Origin of the sequence: Pseudomonas sp. SIMBA_068, from assembly GCF_046534705.1 — a bacterium.
Taxonomy (GTDB): Bacteria; Pseudomonadota; Gammaproteobacteria; order Pseudomonadales; family Pseudomonadaceae; genus Aquipseudomonas; species Aquipseudomonas putida.
This window is the reverse complement of the sequence record NZ_JAWRYI010001559.1, coordinates 1-239: the sequence shown is the minus strand read 5'-3', so window position 1 is coordinate 239 and position 239 is coordinate 1. Positions and strand designations below refer to the sequence as shown.

1 protein-coding gene is annotated in these 239 nt (G+C 37.2%); it reads left to right on the top strand.

Translation table 11 applies throughout. From position 1 onward, the window contains the following. Positions 1-54 precede the first annotated feature (54 nt). A partial coding sequence (locus SB756_RS34920; RefSeq protein ID WP_410913861.1) for a peptidylprolyl isomerase occupies positions 55-239 on the top strand: 185 nt, incomplete at its 3' end.

The following is a 239-nucleotide window of genomic DNA, read 5'->3' as shown; positions in this document are numbered from 1 at the left end:
CTGTGTTCATTGCTCGCTTCATTAAGCTTTGCTAGCCATGCAACCATAGTCGAAATGCAAACTAGTCAAGGCACAATTGAGATTAATTTATTTGACCAGCAAACACCAAAAACCGTAGAAAACTTTTTAAGTTATGTGCAAGACGACTCATACAATGAAACAGTTATTCATCGTTCAATAGACAATTTTGTAATTCAAGGCGGTGGTTTTACATTTTCAGACACGCTTGACCCCATAAC